19 protein-coding genes are annotated in these 15,814 nt (G+C 65.1%); 13 read left to right on the top strand and 6 right to left on the bottom strand.

Translation table 11 applies throughout. The features are described from left to right. Nucleotides 1-9 precede the first annotated feature (9 nt). Together ACYKG1_RS11090 and ACYKG1_RS11085 are read left to right on the top strand one after the other, a co-directional pair. Nucleotides 10-1,620, top strand: a complete 1,611-nt coding sequence (locus ACYKG1_RS11090) for a PepSY-associated TM helix domain-containing protein (RefSeq protein WP_478470438.1) — start codon at nucleotides 10-12, stop codon at nucleotides 1,618-1,620. A gap of 244 nt (nucleotides 1,621-1,864) precedes the next feature. Continuing rightward, a complete protein-coding gene (locus tag ACYKG1_RS11085; RefSeq protein WP_049422290.1) occupies nucleotides 1,865-2,098 on the top strand; it encodes a hypothetical protein in 234 nt (77 codons plus the stop codon). Nucleotides 2,099-2,104: 6 nt separating this feature from the next. Here ACYKG1_RS11085 and ACYKG1_RS11080 read toward each other — a convergent pair whose 3' ends face one another. The 3 genes from ACYKG1_RS11080 to ACYKG1_RS11070 all read right to left on the bottom strand — a co-directional run bounded on the left by ACYKG1_RS11080 (nucleotide 2,105) and on the right by ACYKG1_RS11070 (nucleotide 3,604). Beyond that, the gene (locus tag ACYKG1_RS11080; protein ID WP_478470437.1) at nucleotides 2,105-2,674 is read right to left on the bottom strand and encodes a cysteine hydrolase family protein; all 570 of its coding nucleotides are present in this window, start codon (nucleotides 2,672-2,674) and stop codon (nucleotides 2,105-2,107) included. 3 nt (nucleotides 2,675-2,677) lie between these two features. Next, on the bottom strand, nucleotides 2,678-3,316 hold the full coding sequence (locus tag ACYKG1_RS11075) for a DUF6766 family protein (RefSeq protein WP_478470435.1): 639 nt from the start codon (nucleotides 3,314-3,316) through the stop codon (nucleotides 2,678-2,680). 99 nt (nucleotides 3,317-3,415) lie between these two features. Next, entirely contained in the window at nucleotides 3,416-3,604 is a 189-nt protein-coding gene (locus tag ACYKG1_RS11070) for a hypothetical protein (protein WP_005409707.1), read from the bottom strand. Nucleotides 3,605-3,752: 148 nt separating this feature from the next. On the opposite strand from ACYKG1_RS11070, the gene ACYKG1_RS11065 reads away from it, so the two are divergent. The 6 genes from ACYKG1_RS11065 to ACYKG1_RS11040 all read left to right on the top strand — a co-directional run bounded on the left by ACYKG1_RS11065 (nucleotide 3,753) and on the right by ACYKG1_RS11040 (nucleotide 8,496). After that, complete coding sequence (locus tag ACYKG1_RS11065; RefSeq protein ID WP_478472739.1) at nucleotides 3,753-4,916, top strand: zinc-dependent alcohol dehydrogenase; 1,164 nt, start codon at nucleotides 3,753-3,755, stop codon at nucleotides 4,914-4,916. A gap of 10 nt (nucleotides 4,917-4,926) precedes the next feature. Continuing rightward, entirely contained in the window at nucleotides 4,927-5,433 is a 507-nt protein-coding gene (locus tag ACYKG1_RS11060; protein WP_100472378.1) for a hypothetical protein, read from the top strand. Nucleotides 5,434-5,535: 102 nt separating this feature from the next. Next, the gene (locus ACYKG1_RS11055; RefSeq protein ID WP_478470433.1) at nucleotides 5,536-6,477 is read left to right on the top strand and encodes an acyl-CoA dehydrogenase; all 942 of its coding nucleotides are present in this window, start codon (nucleotides 5,536-5,538) and stop codon (nucleotides 6,475-6,477) included. Then, entirely contained in the window at nucleotides 6,465-7,223 is a 759-nt protein-coding gene (locus ACYKG1_RS11050) for a PIG-L deacetylase family protein (RefSeq protein WP_478470431.1), read from the top strand. The genes ACYKG1_RS11055 and ACYKG1_RS11050 overlap by 13 nt, the downstream gene beginning before the upstream one ends. Next, a complete protein-coding gene (locus ACYKG1_RS11045) occupies nucleotides 7,220-7,807 on the top strand; it encodes a class I SAM-dependent DNA methyltransferase (protein ID WP_100472372.1) in 588 nt (195 codons plus the stop codon). Before ACYKG1_RS11050 ends, ACYKG1_RS11045 begins: the two co-directional genes overlap by 4 nt. Next, a complete protein-coding gene (locus tag ACYKG1_RS11040) occupies nucleotides 7,804-8,496 on the top strand; it encodes a glycosyltransferase family 2 protein (RefSeq protein WP_478470429.1) in 693 nt (230 codons plus the stop codon). Before ACYKG1_RS11045 ends, ACYKG1_RS11040 begins: the two co-directional genes overlap by 4 nt. A gap of 231 nt (nucleotides 8,497-8,727) precedes the next feature. On the opposite strand, the gene ACYKG1_RS11035 is transcribed toward ACYKG1_RS11040, so the two are convergent. Next, a complete protein-coding gene (locus tag ACYKG1_RS11035; protein ID WP_100472367.1) occupies nucleotides 8,728-9,120 on the bottom strand; it encodes a response regulator in 393 nt (130 codons plus the stop codon). A gap of 319 nt (nucleotides 9,121-9,439) precedes the next feature. Between ACYKG1_RS11035 and ACYKG1_RS11030 the strand changes: the two genes are divergently transcribed. The 4 genes from ACYKG1_RS11030 (at nucleotide 9,440) to ACYKG1_RS11015 (ending at nucleotide 11,717) form a co-directional block, all read left to right on the top strand. Continuing rightward, nucleotides 9,440-9,658 carry a hypothetical protein gene (locus ACYKG1_RS11030; RefSeq protein ID WP_262082675.1) on the top strand — a complete coding sequence of 73 codons (219 nt, stop codon included), beginning with the start codon at nucleotides 9,440-9,442 and terminating at the stop codon, nucleotides 9,656-9,658. A gap of 100 nt (nucleotides 9,659-9,758) precedes the next feature. Further along, nucleotides 9,759-10,226, top strand: coding sequence for a BLUF domain-containing protein (locus tag ACYKG1_RS11025; RefSeq protein WP_478470428.1), 468 nt, complete (start codon nucleotides 9,759-9,761; stop codon nucleotides 10,224-10,226). Further along, on the top strand, nucleotides 10,223-10,990 hold the full coding sequence (locus ACYKG1_RS11020; RefSeq protein ID WP_478470427.1) for a DUF72 domain-containing protein: 768 nt from the start codon (nucleotides 10,223-10,225) through the stop codon (nucleotides 10,988-10,990). Before ACYKG1_RS11025 ends, ACYKG1_RS11020 begins: the two co-directional genes overlap by 4 nt. Next, nucleotides 10,983-11,717 carry a DNA-formamidopyrimidine glycosylase family protein gene (locus ACYKG1_RS11015; RefSeq protein ID WP_478472737.1) on the top strand — a complete coding sequence of 245 codons (735 nt, stop codon included), beginning with the start codon at nucleotides 10,983-10,985 and terminating at the stop codon, nucleotides 11,715-11,717. Before ACYKG1_RS11020 ends, ACYKG1_RS11015 begins: the two co-directional genes overlap by 8 nt. A 39-nt stretch (nucleotides 11,718-11,756) precedes the next feature. Here ACYKG1_RS11015 and ACYKG1_RS11010 read toward each other — a convergent pair whose 3' ends face one another. After that, nucleotides 11,757-12,254 (bottom strand): YciE/YciF ferroxidase family protein, encoded by a 498-nt coding sequence (locus tag ACYKG1_RS11010; RefSeq protein ID WP_180834663.1) that lies wholly within the window; start codon nucleotides 12,252-12,254, stop codon nucleotides 11,757-11,759. Between the two features lie 326 nt (nucleotides 12,255-12,580). Next, nucleotides 12,581-12,859: a hypothetical protein gene (locus tag ACYKG1_RS11005; RefSeq protein ID WP_154263546.1), complete on the bottom strand. Its 279-nt coding sequence runs from the start codon at nucleotides 12,857-12,859 to the stop codon at nucleotides 12,581-12,583. 178 nt (nucleotides 12,860-13,037) lie between these two features. Here ACYKG1_RS11005 and ACYKG1_RS11000 point away from each other — a divergent pair, with 178 nt between their 5' ends. Continuing rightward, nucleotides 13,038-15,686: an excinuclease ABC subunit UvrA gene (locus ACYKG1_RS11000; protein WP_478470425.1), complete on the top strand. Its 2,649-nt coding sequence runs from the start codon at nucleotides 13,038-13,040 to the stop codon at nucleotides 15,684-15,686. The last annotated feature ends 128 nt before the right edge of the window (nucleotides 15,687-15,814 follow it).

Below are 15,814 nucleotides of genomic sequence, written 5' to 3'. Positions count from 1 at the left end.
GGACCCCGCATGAAGATCCGCAACGACATCATCAAGGTCTACAAGGACGTGCACATCTGGGTCGGCATCTTTGCCGGCCTGATGCTGTTCATTGCCTTCTATGCCGGCTCGATCACCATGTTCGAGAAGCCGCTGGAACGATGGGCAACGCCGCCGTCTGCGCTGTCTGCGCCGGTCCCGATGGAACGTGCACCTGACCTGCTGGCGGCGGTGCTCAAGAAGCATCCGGAAGCCGCGAAAAACTACAGCGTGATGGTGCAGACATCACCTGAAGCGCCTGCCCGCGTGATCTGGCGCGTACGTGGCGACAAGCCACGGCAGTTCACTGAGTTTGGCGCAAGCTTTGACGAGAAGGGCCACCTCCAGGTGGAGCAGCTGCGCAAGGCACCAGTGGCGCAGCTTGTCGACACCTTGCATCAGTTCGTCGGCCTGCCGTTCCCGGATGCGGTTTCGCGCCCCGTCATGGGCATCATTGCGCTGATGTATGCCGTGGCACTGATCTCCGGCGTCATCGTGCTGCTACCGACGCTGGTGAAAGACTTCTTCGCCGTGAGGGTAGGCAGGAACATCAAGCGCATGTGGCTGGATGTGCACAACGCGCTGGGCATTGTCAGCCTGCCGTTCCACCTGATCATGGCCGTGACCTGCGTGGTATTCGCGTTCCACGATCAGATCTACGACATCCAGGACAAGGTGGTCTATCCCAACGGCATCCAATGGGGCGAAGAGCACGATGCCAGGCCCGCTCCGGGCGCCCAGCCTCTGCCTGCTCCTGCACTGCTGGAAAAGGTAAAGGCACAGCTGCCGGGCTTTGAGGTCTACAGCCTGGGCTTCCAGCAGAAGGGGAGTGTGGTCGAGGGGCGTGTGACCGGCCTGGATATCCGTTACGGGACGCGTGCCCGCACGTACATGAGCACCCATCTCGATCCCTACACCGGCGTGGTGGACACGCATGATCTGCCCGGGCACATGGATGGCTGGGATACGGCGGTCAATGCCTTCTTCATGCTTCATTTCGGCAGCTTCGGCGGAAACCCGGTGCGCTGGATGTACCTGTTGCTTGGACTCGGCGGCGCAATCGTGTTCTACACCGGCAACCTGCTGTGGATCGAATCACGACGCAGGAAGCAGCGCGATGCCAACCTGCCGGCGCAGAAGCGGTCCACTCGCGTGCTGGGATCCTTGACCATCGGCGTGTCCCTGGGCTGCGTAACCGGCATCTCGGCGACACTGGCCGCCACCAAGTGGCTCCCTGGGCTGGTGGCCAATGTTTCGGCATGGCACGAAGGCATCTACTATGCGGCCTTCCTGCTGGCAGTCGCCTGGGCATTCCTGCGTGGGGCCGCGCGCTCCGCTTACGAGCTGCTGTACGCTGGCGCCATGATGACGGCACTGATTCCGGTCGGCAGCCTTGCAGCATTGGTCGGCGTGCCAGGCACCTGGAACCATTCAAGGGCCGGCGTGGCTGTGGACGCGACCGCAATGATCGCCGCTCTCATTCTCTGGCAGCTGGCGAGGCGTTCCAGGAAGCGCGCAAACGCGGGTCACATGGACAGTGTTTGGGCCATCGACGGAAAGGCAACCACAAGGGCAGTGCACACCCAGGCGGCCGGGGAGTAGATCCGCCCCTGAAACGATTGCCGAGGCGGGCAGGTAGGCATTGAATGGAAAAACAGCCGTTGCCCAAGGCACCTTGGACGCGGCAAGATTTCGACCCGGCCATGAACAGGCCTGAACGGCCCGCTCTTCAGTTCGGCGAGGCACGCGTCATGGGTACTTTGCACGTACCAGGTACGCCGCATTCACGGCCACCGACACCCGCGCTCACCACACTCCCCCTTCCTTACACACGAAGGGGTGAGACATGGCCACCTGTGATGTCTGCGGCAACAACTACGACAAGAGCTTCACCCTGCAGCAGGGCGGGCGCAGCGGAACCTTCGATTCGTTCGAGTGCGCGATCCATGCATTCGCGCCACGCTGCGCACATTGCGACTGCGCGGTAATCGGGCATGGCGTCGAAGGAAAGGGCCAGATCTTCTGCTGTGCACATTGCGCCGGTCACGCCGGTGTACAAGGTGTAGCGGACCGGGCCTGAGCCGCCTCATTTCCTTGCTGCAGATTGCTTGGAGATCAGCGATGAAAGTCGGGCGACCCGGGCTGCGCCCGAGTCGGTGAGCACGGCCAGTGCACGCCGTTTCTGGGAGGGCAACGCCGCCACGGCTTCCAATGCCACCACGACCTCGAACTCCCGGGCGTTGGCGTCCAGCGCCGTGGCCAGGACACACGAGTCGGCCGTCATGCCAGTGAGCCAAAGTCGGTGCACTCCCAACTTGGCCAGCAGGATCGGCAAGGGACTGGCGAGGAACGCCGAGTGCTTGGGCTTGAGCACGAAATAGTGGCCGGGCAGGGGGGAGAGGGCTGTGGCAATTCGGGCAGCCGGCCCCCCGTCCTGCTGGCACTGCTCCACTTGCTGGCGGAAATCCCGCTTCCAATCCGAGAAGTTGTCATTGGCATAGATGACTGGCCATCCCTGGTCATCGAAGTGATCCCTCAGGCGCCGGATCTGCCGGGCCGCCTTTTCTGCCGCTGGCGCCAGCGCGTCGGCACCCGGGAAGTCGAAACGACTGAACATGTCGATGATCAGCAGGGCGGTAGAAGGGGGGCGTACCATGCCTCAATCTCCTGTCTGGGCATGCGGCGCTTCGACCGGCTTGGACTGTGGCGAGTCCTTCTGGCGCAGGAAGATGGTCAGCACAACCAGAGACAGCACGGCCAGAAACTCACTTTGCCAGTTCTGCATCGATTCGAACCAGAACGTGCTGCTGGCCAGGTGCTCGAGAAAGCCCGGCACTGGCAGGCCCTGCAGCTGCTGCTCGGCCTGCTCGGCTCGCCAGCTGCCCAATGCATGCAGCGTAAAGCTGGTCAGGAACAACAGGCCGAAGGCGATCGCAAGCGAATGGCCGTACAGGGCCTTCCACACGCCGCCGCGCCTGACCGGCCAGGGCGTGGGCCCCGGCTCGACGCGATTCTGTTCCTGCGCAGGGTCCAAGGGCCGCGATTCGGCCGAACCGCGCTGGCGCAGGCTCACTGTCAGAAGAACATACATCCCCATCTGCAGGAATTCGCTCTCCCAGTTCTCGAATGTGGCGCTGACAAAGTGCCCGGTCGCCAGGTAATGCCAGAGATCGATCGGCGCGCGTCCGTGCTGCATCAGCTCCTGGTTGTGCACGTGATGTCCCGCAACGGCCTGCCCACCGATGAATACGATGGTGAGCACGAGCAGCACCAGCGAGAGACCGTTGCGTTTCCACATGCAACACCTCGTTCAGGCTGTTCCAATGGCCGTGATGAAGCTTGCGCCGCCAGCGGGCCATGAGCTGTGAACCCGGCGCATCCAGGATGTGAGGCGAACTCAACGCTTGCCTGTTGGATCGGGATCAGGGCGCTCGTAATCCTCGGGTACGGCCTTGGGGCCATCGCCGTCGTCAGGCATGTCGTGCTCCTTCCACTTGGCCCGGTCATTGCGCCGCTTGTCCGGCGTATGTGCCTTCGACTGATCGTCCACATCCGTGGTCGGGTTGAAAGGAAGCTTGTCGTTCACGGAGGGCTCCTGCGGCGGAAACCTGCACCTTGCACCGGGCTGGGTTAACGCCACGACGCCGCAGAATGAACGCCGCGCACACCGGGATGTCACCGCGGCGGGATGGCGGCCTTGCGATGCTGGAGATCCGAACTCCTGGAGACGCACGATGCAGGCATTGACCTACCACGGCCGCAAGGATGTACGTGTCGAGACCGTGCCGGACCCGGTACTGGCCGCAGACGACGACCTGATCCTGCGTGTCACCGCTACCGCCATCTGCGGCTCCGACCTGCATCTGTATCGCGGCAAGATTCCCGATCTGCACGACGGCGATGTGCTGGGCCACGAGTTCATGGGCATCGTGGAGGAGGTCGGCAGCGGGGTGACCCAGGTGAAGCCAGGTGATCGTGTTGTCATTCCCTTCGTGATCGCCTGTGGTGAGTGCTTCCACTGTCGGCTGGCCGAGTATGCCGCCTGCGAAACCACCAACCCGGGCAAGGGCGCCGCGCTGAATCAGAAGGGGCTTCTGCCGCCGGCCGCGCTGTTCGGATACAGCCATCTGTATGGCGGAGTTGCCGGTGGCCAAGCGGAGTTCGTGCGCGTGCCCAAGGCGAATGTGGGCCCGCTACGTATTCCGGAAGGCGTTGCCGACGAGCAGGTCCTGTTCCTGTCTGACATCCTCCCCACCGGCTACCAGGCCGCGCTGAACGCAGGGGTGAAGCCGGGCTCAACGGTGGCCATCTTCGGTGCGGGCCCGGTCGGGCTGATGAGCGCGGCCTGCTGCCGCCTGCTGGGGGCCGAGACAATCTTCATGATTGATCATCTTCGGTACCGCCTTGACTATGCGCGCAGGGCCTACGGGGTGACCCCCATTGATTTCAACGAGATTGACGATCCGGCCGATTTCATTCTTGCCCAAACCAGTGGGCGGGGCGTGGATGCGTGCATCGAGGCGGTAGGTTTCGAGGCCGAGGGCAGTGCGCTGGAGTCAGCGTTGACCGCTGTAAAGCTGGAAGGCAGCAGCGGCGTGGCGATCCGGCAATGTATTGCAGCCGCACGCCGCGGTGGCGTGGTCAGTATTCCAGGTGTCTACGCCGGCTTCATCCATGGATTCCTGTTGGGCGACGCGTTCGACAAGGGGCTGACATTCAAGATGGGGCAGACCCATGTGCAGGGACTGATGCCGGAACTGCTCGACGCAATCATGGAAGGAAAGCTGGACCCGGGTGACATCATCTCGCACCGGATGCGCCTGGCCGATGCAGCGCAGGGCTACGCGATGTTTGATGCCAAGCAGGACGACTGCCGCAAGATCGTATTGACTCCATGAGCAGGCCACCATGAGCGCGATTGTCATGGCCTGTGTCTACGCGCTGTGGCTGGCCGCCGGCTCGCTGGACTTCCATTTTCACCGGCGAACCGACCTGCCGCACACTTCCGCGATGCGCGAAAGCCTCCTGCATGGGGTACAGCTTCTGCTGATCGGCAGCGGGGTGCTTGCGTGGCTGGCGCTGGAAAACACGTTGTCCCTCGTCACGTTCCTGACACTGCTGGTCATCGCACACGCGGTCGCCGGCTACTTCGACACCGTCAGCGCGGACGGCCGCAGGCGCATTAGTCCAGCGGAACAGCATGTGCACAGCGTGCTCGATGCTGCACCATGGGTGCTGCTGGGCTGGATCGGCTGGCAGGCCCCGTCGCGGTGGTCGCTCAACGTGAAGGCTGCAGCACCGGAAATCTGGTGCCTGATACTGCTGCCGGCGCTGGGCCTGGTGGTGCTGCCATGGTTGTGGGAGCTGCTGCAGTGTTTCCGTGCACGGGAACAGCGGCGGCAGGTGGGCGCGTGAGGATCGTTGCGCGGGGCATTCATGTGCCCGCCACACCTCCAAGACAGTCGTATGACTGCCTGCCGCCTACGTTCATGGCGTATCTCCATTGCAGACCCGCCCATGCAGGATGTGACGCCGCCTTCTCCGTTGTTCAACCACGCACGCCAGGTGCTGGTCCAGCAGCCTGTACTGCCTTTGCCCGGAAGCGGCCAGACGCTGCAGCGTTGGCAGGCGCTGGCGGCCTGGGGGGCAGAGGATCTCTGCCTGGCCAAGGTGCTGGAGGCCCACTATGACGCCCAGGCGATCATTGCCGAGCTGAAAGCGCCTGCCGTTGCAGAGGACCAGTTGCTGGCCGTCTGGGCTGCGGAGGGCCCGGCCAACACCCTTCGCATCGATGCCGGCGGTAGTCTCCACGGTGACAAGCCCTGGTGTTCCGGCAGCGCGTGGGTGGATGCGGCGCTGGTCACGGTCCGCAACGCCCAGGGCGTATGGCTCTGCCATGTGGCGGCAGAGCATTGGCGCACACTTGCAGGCGAGCCATGGGCCGCCGTTGGCATGGCCGGAATCCCATCCACCACGGTGCGGTTTGACGCTGCACCGATGGTGATCCTGGGCGCGCGCGATGACTATCTGCAGCGGCCGGGCTTCTGGCATGGAGGCGCGGGTATTGCGGCGGTCTGGTTTGGCGCAGCGGCCGCGCTGGCCGAGCGCATGCGATCCGCCTGCGCCGAGGGAAATCGTGCACGACTACTGGGTGAAGTGGACCTCGCATTGGCGCCGGCCGCGGCGCTGCTTCGCGAGCTGGCGGCACGCATCGATGCCGAGCCCGAATCGGCGCATCGCGAGGACGTGGTGCGGGTACGTTGCGTGGTCGAGCGTGCGGCCACCCGCGTGCTGGATCTGGCGGGCCGGGCGTTGGGCCCGGCCCCCATGTGCCTGGAAGACGCCCATGCCCACCGCTGCGCTGACCTGACCGTGTTCCTTCGCCAGTGCCACGCCGATCGCGATTGGGAATGGCTGGGCGGGCAGCGGGCGGCCCAGGAGGCGGCATGGGCGCTGTAGGCAGGGCACCGCTGCAAGGCGAAGGAACTCACGAGCAGGCATGGCTGCGCTGCCATTGGCTCCGGCAGCAGCCGATCACAACGGCAACCGCACTGTGCACCGGGCATGACCGCCTGGTAGTGGTCGCGCCGCATCCGGACGACGAGATCCTCGGTTGCGGCGGGCTGCTCCATCACGCAGTGGGGCAGGGCATGGAGGTGAGCGTCGTTGCAGTGACGGATGGCGAAGCATGCTATCCGGGCGAGCCGTGGTGGACGCCAGAGCGCCTGCGGTCGGCACGACGGGCGGAGCTTGCCGCGGCACTTCGCGAACTCGGCATCGGGGCGGGCTCGGTGTTTCATCTGGGCATCTCCGACGGCGCGGTCAGCGCGCACGAACAGGGCCTGGAAGGCTGGCTGCAACAGCATCTGCAGCCGCGCGACCTGGTCCTCGCGCCTTGGCGGTTTGATGGCCACCCCGACCATGAAGCGGCAGGGCGTGCTGCCTGCAGCGCTGCGCGGGCAGTGGGTTGCCGCCGGCTGGAGTACCCGGTATGGGGATGGCACTGGCTGGATCCGGCCTGCGCACATATGGCGTGGGAGGTCCCCAGGCTGGTCGACATCTCAGCCGTAGCGGCCGCGAAACGAAACGCGATCGCCCAGTTCCGGACGCAGACGGGCGAAGTGCCGGAGCTGAACAGCCCTCCGGTGCTGCCCGCGCATGTACTGGCCCGGTTTTTCCGAACCTACGAGGTATTCCTTGCATGAGCGCACAGCCGTACTTTGATGAACTGCATGAGCAGGAGGACCCCTTCGGCTACCGCAGCCGCTGGTATGAAGAGCGCAAGCGTGCACTGCTGCTGGCAAGCCTGAGCCAGCGTCATTTCAACCGTGGCTGGGAGCTGGGTTGCTCCAATGGCGTGCTGACCGAGGCCCTGGCCACCCGCTGCGAGCGCTTGCTGGCGACCGACATCAGCCCGCGAGCGGCATTCCAGGCCCGCCGCAACCTGGCCCACCTGCCACACGTGCAGGTCCACTGCGCCAGCCATCCTGAGCAATGGCCGCCGGGCCGCTTCGATCTGATCGTCTGCGGCGAGATGGGCTACTACCTGGGAGCCGGCGCACTGCGTGAGCTGCGCGCCGGTATCGGGGAAGCACTTCGCGATGACGGGCTGCTGGTGGCCTGCCATTGGCTGCCTTCGTTCCCGGGACGCGCGAGCCGCACCGAAGTCGTGCATCGATACCTGGGTGAAGGCCTGCAGGAAGCCTTCCACTATCGCGACGCAGACTTCGTACTGCAGGGGTGGACGCGCGGCGCGATGTCGTTGGCCCGCCTGGAGGGCCTGCGGTGATAGGCGTGCTGGTTCCGGCCCACAACGAGGCAGCCAGCATCGAGCGGTGCCTGCAGTCGATCAGGAGGGCGGCCCTGAATCCTGGCCTGGGCGGTGAAGCGGTGGAGGTGATTGTTGCGCTGGACGACTGCTCGGACGCTACGGAATTCATCTGCGGCCAACAGCGGGTCGATACGCTGCGGTTGGATGCACGCTGCGTCGGCATCGCCCGGGCCGCGGCCGCCGCTGAACTGCTGGGGCGGGGTGCGAGGTGGCTGGCGAGCACGGACGCAGACAGCGAGGTGCCCGCGGAGTGGTTGGTTGCACAGCTTGAGGGGCGCTGGGACGCTTTCTGTGGGCTGGTGGACATTGCAACGACCTGTAGGGCCGAAGAGCGCCTGCGCAAGGCCTTTCAGGGACGGCAGAAATGGGGAGACGATCATGGACGTATCCATGGTGCGAACCTTGGGGTTTCCTCCCAGGCCTATCTGGCGGCAGGCGGCTTCGCGGCGCTGCATTGCGCAGAAGACGTCCAGTTGGTGGAGACGCTGCAGCGCCTCGGCGCTGATGTGCGATGGGCCGGTGCGCCCGTGGTCATGACCAGTGCGCGCCTGGCAGGCCGCGCGGCAGGAGGGTTTTCAGCCTACCTGGCGGAGACGGGAGTGGCGGGATCCGCCTCGGCGGCAGGCCGGCCAATCGTGCTGGCCTGACGATCGGCCGTTCTGGCGCGCCGTGGCAGGCAACAGCGGAAATGCGGTGACGTCCCCAGCTCACCGGGCAAAGTGTGCCCAGTTCACGTTTGGCGTTTGCGGTCTCTCAACCGCACCGCCCTTGGATTGGAATCGATCAGCGGGGTCACCCGGTTCCTGTTGCCAGGACCGGTCGCATCTTCCCACCCAAGCGCCCGGACACTGGAACAGCCGGGTGTCCAGGCAGCACAGTCAGTGCGTGGCCGAAGAGGTGCAGGTGTTACCCACCACATGTTGAACGGCTTGCTGCAACTGGTCGATGTGGAACGGCTTGGCCACAAAGGCCGCACGCCGGTGGCGCTGTGGGACCAGCTGGTCATACACCGCAGAGACAAACAGGAAGGGGATGCCGAGCTCGGCCAGCCGATCGGCAACGGGAAAGACCACACCGTCACGAAGCTCCACATCCAGAACGGCGCCATCAAACGTCTGTGTTTCCAGCAGACCCATCGCATCAAACACGCTGTAGGCATGGGTCACCTGGCCACCGCCGTCTTCCAGCGCCTGCTCCATCAGCGCGGCCAGGTCGAACTGGTCTTCCACCAGCAGCAGGTTGCATCGGTGCTGGTTCGTATCGCGTTGCATGCATGAATGCCTGTCTTGCCTGGGGAGCTGCAGTGTGTGCTGCGCAGCATCAACGCCGCGAGTGTGGAATGTCAGCCCGGTGCGAAGCCACGCAGGTGGCACTGCTGCCGTCGATGTGGCGTGGAAAGAGGCCCGGCGTTTCTTGACGGCGTTTTGGCAGGGGCCATGGATTACTGCCGCCAACTTCGGCAATGGAGCTTCTGACATGCATCGCCCTGATCCTGCTTCGCCACGTGTGCTCCGTGTTGAGAGCATGTCACTGGACTGCGGCGGTGCCGCCGTGGTTGCAGAGCTGGACCGTACACCTGAACGGGCGTGGATGAAGTCGTTGAAGCGAGCCCTTCAGGCTGACAACGTTCTGGACGGCGCGCAGGCCAAGTTTGATGGCCGCTTCGTGTACGTCGTGGGCATGGAAGAGAGCGGGCATCGCGTCCAGCATCGCGTGGTGCAGGCGCTGGTGTCGGCGGAACCGGGGCGGGACCCGGCCAGGCTCAAGGGTTTCCCGGGTGCGGCACTCTCCGGTTCGGTGACCGCCTGAGTGCGGCCAGGCCACAGCTCAACGCAGCCTCCACACGGATCTCACCGCGCGTACGATCCGCGTAGCTAAGGTAGCGCTGTCTGCAGCAACCGGTGGTGTCATGCCCCTTCGTGCGATTGCCTATGTGAGTGAAGCCTCCCGCAACCTGACCGCAGAGCGGCTGCAGCAGCTTGTGGCGGAGGCAGTGCTGTTCAATGAATCTGTCGATGTCACCGGCACGCTGTTGTTCGATGGCTCGCGCTTCCTGCAGTATCTGGAGGGCCCGGAGTCCGGGGTCAATGCGGCATACGCGCGCATTCTGGTGGCCAGCAGCCACAGCGGGATGGTCGAACTCAACCGGGGCAGGCTGGGACGGCGACAGTTTCCGCACTGGCGGATGAACTGCGTGAGGGTGGATGAGCTGGCCCTTGGAAAAATCGCCATTTCCGACTGGACGGGTTTCGTGCGCGGCGCGTCGATGCTCGCCCCTGGGACCAGCGCGCTCGATCGGCTGCAGTGGGTGGCGCAGTCGCCTTCGGAAGGCGGGGGCGGCAGGTTGCTGGAACCGGACGGCCCGACGGCGCGATGAACGCAGTGCCTTCCCCGGATGCGCCAGGCCTGATACGCATCGGCTGCGCCGGCTGGTCGTTGTCGCGGGCTGGGCAGGCAGCCTTCGGCGCAGGCGCCAGCGTCCTGCAGCGCTATGCCACCCGCTTGCCCATGGTGGAGATCAACTCTTCCTTCTACCGTCCCCATCAGGCCGGAACGTATGCGCGGTGGGCCGCGAGCGTGCCAGGCGGTTTCCGCTTCGCTGTGAAGCTGCCACGCACGATCAGTCATGAACGCCGGCTGCGCAACGCGATGCAGCCGCTGGAGCAGTTCCTCGGCGGCGTGATGGCGCTGGGTGACAAGCTGGGTCCGCTGTTGCTTCAGCTACCGCCCAGCCTGGAATACGACCCAGCGACAGTGGCGCAGTTCCTGCAGGGCCTGCGTGTACGCACCACGCGTGATGTCGCCTGTGAGCCACGCCATCCCAGTTGGTTCACCCCGGAAGTGGACGCCCTGCTGAGTGACCATGGTGTCGCCCGGGTTGCGGCAGACCCTGCACGGGTGCCAGCGGCGGCGATTCCCGGCGGAGACCGCACGTGGAGCTACTGGCGCTGGCACGGGCAACCGCAGATCTATCGGAGCGCTTACAGTGAGCAGGTGCTTGAGGGCCTGGCACAGCAGCTGCAGCGTGAATCCGATGCACAACGTCCCATCTGGTTCGTGCTGGACAATACCGCGCTGGGACACGCCTCCGGCAACGCCCTGCGCCTGCAGGCCCTGTTGCGTGAGCCTGCGCATGCCTGAGGGCCCGTCCATCGTCCTGCTTCGGGAGGCTGCGGCTCACTTCAGGGGGCACGTGGTACGCGCCGTATCGGGGAACAGCCGGATCGACCTGTCATCGCTGCAGGGCCGCAGGGTCAAGGCTGTCCGCAGTTGGGGCAAGCACTTCCTGCTGGAGTTCAGCCGCCAGACCCTGCGCATCCATCTGATGATGTTCGGCAGCTGGCGCATCGACGAACGGAAGCCAACCCCGGCGCGGGTATCCCTGGTGCTCGACAATGGGGAGCTGAACTTCTATGCCTGTTCCGTAAAGCTCATCGGCGAGCCACTGGACGACGTCTACGACTGGCGCGCGGACGTGATGAACGATGCCTGGGATCCGAAGCTGGCCCGGCGCAAGCTGAAGGCAATGCCGGATGTCCTGGTCTGCGACGCGCTTCTGGACCAGACCGTCTTCGCCGGCGTGGGCAACATCATCAAGAACGAGGTGCTGTTCCGCATAGGCGTGCATCCGGCCACCCGCCTGGGTAACCTGCCGCCACGCAAGCTCACCGCCTTGATCACGCAGGCACGCGCCTACAGTTTCGATTTCCTGGAGTGGAAGCGCCGCTTCGAGTTGAAAAAGCACTGGCAGGTACACACACGCAGGATCTGCCCGTCGTGCGGCGGCCCGGTCAGCAAGCTTTACATGGGGACCACCCGGCGGCGCACCTTCTTCTGCCCGAACGACCAGGTGCTGTACGAACCCTGAGGCCGCCTTCCTTGGCGGCCGGTTTGCCAGCAACGTGGCTCAGGCAGCCTGCGCCGCCTTGGCATTGCCGCCACCCTTGGCCAGCAGGGTCAGCTTTTCATCGGTCGCCTTCTCTTCCTCCAGCGTCTCCAGCAGCAAGGGGAGGGCATCCTTGTAGCCCAGCTGTTTGGCCAGCGCGGCGATGGTGCCGTAGGACGCAATCTCGTAGTGCTCGACCTTCTGTGCGCCACCGATCAGTGCGGCATCACGCACAGGGCCCTTGTCGATGCTGTCGATCACTTCCTTGCCTTCTTCCACCAGTCCCTCCATCGCGGCGCATTTGATGCGCTTCAGGCGGATCCCAAGTACCTCCACCACCTGGTCGATGCGCTCGATCTGGCCTTGGGTTTCTTCCAGGTGCGTTTCGAAGGCCGCCGCCAGATCCGGGTTGTCGGCCGCACGGGCCAGGCGTGGGAGAGCCTTGGTCAGCTGCTTCTCGGCGCTGTAGATGTCCGAGAGTTCGTGGATGAACAAGTCTTCCGCCGTCTTGATAGCCATAGTGAGCTCCGTGGTGGATGGAGCACTGAAAATAGGTCCAACCCGGTTGCGATCAGGCGCGTGGCAAGTGAAGACGGCATGTGAGCTCCTGCGGGACCCTACGCACAGTCTTCACGAATGGGGTGCCTGCCGCTTTTCGGCTGGCCCGTGATGGAACCGGCCTTTGCGCTGCCGCAACGGCAACGGGTCATATTCGTGATGCAGCGGCACAACGCCAGCCGCAGGCACGATGACGTTCGTCTACAGGCTGGGTGAGGGGTTGAAGGGCAGGGCAATGCCCGACGAGATCAACGGCGAAGCAACGCGGCGTCAAACTTTCACCACCATCAGCAGGGTGGGGGTGTTCGGGGTCGGCCGCGACGGCGCCAGGCCATCACCTGGCCAACCACCGCCGTCAACAGCAACATCGCGTTGGTCACCACGAAGACGGTGCTGCCCAGCATCGCGCTGTACACCGTAAACAGCGCGGACGCGGTCATCTGGCCCACGAACAGCCATTTCGATACCGCCTCGGGGTTCGGCGACTGCCACTGTTTTACCATCTGCCGGATCAACGTCGCCATCAGGACCGCCGTGGCGACCCAGCCAAGTACATCGGGGTGCATGATTGCCTCCCATCGTCCAGATTGCTCACGCTAGCCCTTGGCCGGGCAACGGCGTAGGAAGGGGACGTGAAGGCAGCATTCCGCCTCCGGCGCCCTCACACCATTCACCCCGCAGCGGCGAGAATGTCGCATCGGCGTGCCCATGCACGTCGCGCCCACCGACTGCAGGAATGCTGAGATGTCCAACACCCCCTTTGGTGAATCGTCATGCGCTGCCGCCGCCAGCGGTTGCGTCGAGGTGCGTGGTGCACGCGAGCACAACCTCAAGAATGTCGATGTCTCCATCCCGCGCAATGCACTGGTGGTGTTCTCCGGCGTATCAGGGTCCGGCAAGTCATCGTTGGCTTTCGGTACCGTCTTCGCTGAAGCGCAGCGGCGTTACTTCGAGTCCGTTGCGCCCTATGCACGCCGCCTGATCGATCAGGCGGGCGTGCCCGATGTGGACGCCATCGATGGCCTGCCGCCGGCAGTGGCCCTGCAGCAGCAGCGCGGCGCCAGCAATGCGCGCTCATCGGTGGGCAGCGTGACCACGCTGTCCAGCCTGGTGCGCATGATGTACTCGCGTGCGGGGGCGTACCCGGCCAACCAACCCATGCTGTATGCCGAGGACTTCTCACCCAACACGCCGCAGGGCGCCTGCAGCACCTGCCATGGGCTGGGGCATGTCTACGAAGTGACCGAAGCGCTGATGGTTCCGGACCCCTCGCTGAGCATCCGCGAGCGCGCCATCGCCTCCTGGCCGCCGGCCTGGCATGGCCAGAACCTGCGCGACATCCTGGTCACGCTGGGCTACGACATCGACGTGCCGTGGAAGAAGCTGCCGAAGAAGGACCGCGACTGGATCCTGTTCACCGAGGAAGCGCCCAGCGTGCCCGTCTATGCCGGGTTCACGCCCGCCGAGACCCGTGCCGCACTCAAGCGCAAGCAGGAGCCCAGCTACATGGGCACCTATACCGGCGCACGCCGCTACGTGCTGCACACCTTTGCCAACACCCAGAGCGCGCTGATGCGCAAGCGCGTTTCGCGCTACATGGAAGGCCGGTTGTGCCCGGCCTGTCACGGAAAACGCCTGAAACCGGAGGCGCTCTCGGTCACCTTTGCCGGCGTGGATATCGGCGAGTTCATGCGGCTGCCGCTGGATCAACTGGCGGCGCTGCTGGGGCCCATCGCGCAAGGCGACTTCAGTGCCCACAGCACCGGCGCGCGTACCAGCAGGAGCGCGACACCCCGCGATCGCGCCCGTCGGGCCGCGAGTGGCCAGGCGACCCACGAGGGTGCCCCCGACGTGCGGCTGACCTCCGCCCTGTCGGAAGAGAAGCGCCTGGCAGCACAACGACTGGCAGGCGGGGTCATGGCCCGTGTACGGCAATTGCGTGACCTGGGCCTGGGGTACCTCTCGCTGGACCGGGCGACGCCAACCCTGTCGGCCGGCGAACTGCAGCGCCTGCGGCTGGCCACGCAGCTCAGCTCGCTGCTGTTTGGCGTGCTGTACGTGCTTGATGAACCCTCGGCCGGCCTGCACCCGGCCGACAGCCAGGCGTTGTACGACGCGCTGGAGCGCTTGCGCGACGGCGGAAACTCGGTGTTCGTTGTTGAACACGATCTGGAGCTGATGCGCCGCGCGCAGTGGCTGGTGGATGTTGGACCGGAAGCAGGCGAGCACGGTGGCCAGGTCCTTTACAGTGGCGAGCCCGACGGCCTGCGCCAGATCCAGGGGTCGCGCACGGCGCAGTACCTGTTCGACCAGGTGCCCGCACCCGCCAGCCGGCAGCGCAACGCCAGCAGCTGGCTGGAACTGAAGGGCATCCACCGCCACAACCTGCGGGGCGTGGACGCACAGGTGCCATTGGGGCTGTTGACCGCAGTGACCGGCATTTCCGGTTCGGGCAAGTCCAGTCTGATGGCGCAGGCGCTGCCCGAGCTGTTGCTGCTGCACCTCGGGCATGAGCCCGCGGACGACAGTGCCGACAGCGCACCCTCTGACGGGCCAACCGTGATTGAAACGACGCGGGGCACCTTGGCCGGCGATGTGGATGCCATCCAGCGGGTGGTGCAGGTCGACCAGAAGCCCATCGGACGCACGCCACGCTCCAACCTGGCCACCTACACCGGCTTGTTCGATCACGTGCGCAAGCTGTTCGCCGCGACACCCGCCGCGCGCCGCCGCCGTTTCGATGCGGGGCGCTTCTCGTTCAACGTGGCCAAGGGCCGGTGCGAGACCTGCGAAGGCGAGGGTTTCGTCAGCGTCGAACTGCTGTTCATGCCCAGCGTCTACGCGCCGTGCCCCACCTGCCACGGTGCGCGATACAACGAAGCGACGCTGAAAGTGCAGTGGAACGGCCGCAACATCGCCGAGGTCCTGCAGATGACAGTCGACCAGGCGCATGCGTTCTTCAGCGAGGAAGAGGTCATTGCCCGGCCGCTGCAGTTGCTGCAGGAGATCGGCCTGGGCTATCTGAGGCTGGGCCAGCCGGCCACGGAACTTTCAGGCGGCGAAGCGCAGCGCATCAAGCTGGCCACAGAGCTGCAGCGCAGCCAGCGCGGGCGCACGCTGTACGTGCTGGACGAGCCCACCACCGGCCTGCATGCGTCGGACGCGGACAGGCTGCTGGTGCAGCTGCAGCGGCTGGTGGACGCGGGCAATACGGTGGTGATGATCGAGCATGACATGCGCGCGGTTGCGCAGGCGGACTGGGTAATTGATGTCGGGCCTGGCGCAGGCGGGGCAGGGGGCACCATCGTGGCGAAGGGCACGCCGCAACAGGTGGCTCGGGCCAAGGGCAGCAGGACGGCGCCGTTCCTGGCGCGGGAGCTGGCTTCCGCGTAGCGCCGAGCCATGCTCGGCTGTCGATTTCCGCCGCATCGAGCCTCCCAAGTAGCGGGTGCTGCGAACTCCAGTCCAGCCATGGCACCGGAAGGACAACATCGAGGCCGCGCTTCCAGATCTCGACTTGA

The organism is Stenotrophomonas sp. 85239_Sma (assembly GCF_056481725.1).
This window is presented reverse-complemented; position numbering and strand designations above follow the sequence as displayed.